Here is a 622-nt window from a genome sequence, read left to right as displayed (position 1 = left end):
AGCTTCGCGAGCGGATGAAGGCGATCGCGCAGGAGCGTCGCCGGTTCGGCTACCGGCGTCTTCTCGTGATGCTGAGGCGGGAGGGCCTGGTCGTGAACCACAAGAAGCTGTTCCGGCTCTATCGGGAGGAGAAGCTCGCCGTTCGCCGCCGTGGCGGCCGCAAACGGGCGATCGGGACCAGGGCGCCGATGGTGGTGCCGCTGAGGCCCGACGAGCGCTGGTCGCTCGACTTCGTATCCGACCAGCTCACAGACGGGCGCCGCTTCCGCATCCTGGCCGTCGTCGACGACTGCACGAGAGAGTGCCTGGCACTCATCATTGATACGTCTCTCTCGGGCATGCGGGTTGCCCGCGAATTGGACCGGCTCATCACCGAGCGCGGCCGGCCGAGAATGATCGTCAGCGACAATGGCAGCGAGTTCACCTCGAACGCCATCCTCTCCTGGGCGGATCAGAACCGCGTCGAATGGCATTACATTGCGCCCGGCAAGCCGATGCAGAATGGCTTCATCGAGAGCTTCAACGGCCGACTACGCGATGAACTGCTCAACGAGACGCTGTTTACTTCGCTGGCTCAGGCACGCGTCGCCATCGCCCTGTGGCGCGCCGACTACAACACCGC

The 622-nt window shown here is 64.6% G+C and carries 1 protein-coding gene; it reads left to right on the top strand.

Going from position 1 to position 622, the window contains the following annotated elements; genetic code table 11:
- Positions 1 to 622, top strand: a 622-nt coding sequence (locus NKI97_RS35400) for an IS3 family transposase (RefSeq protein ID WP_352838612.1), incomplete at both ends; no start/stop codon positions are given.

The organism is Mesorhizobium sp. M0296 (assembly GCF_040321675.1).
Classification (GTDB): domain Bacteria; phylum Pseudomonadota; class Alphaproteobacteria; order Rhizobiales; family Rhizobiaceae; genus Mesorhizobium.
This window is presented reverse-complemented; position numbering and strand designations above follow the sequence as displayed.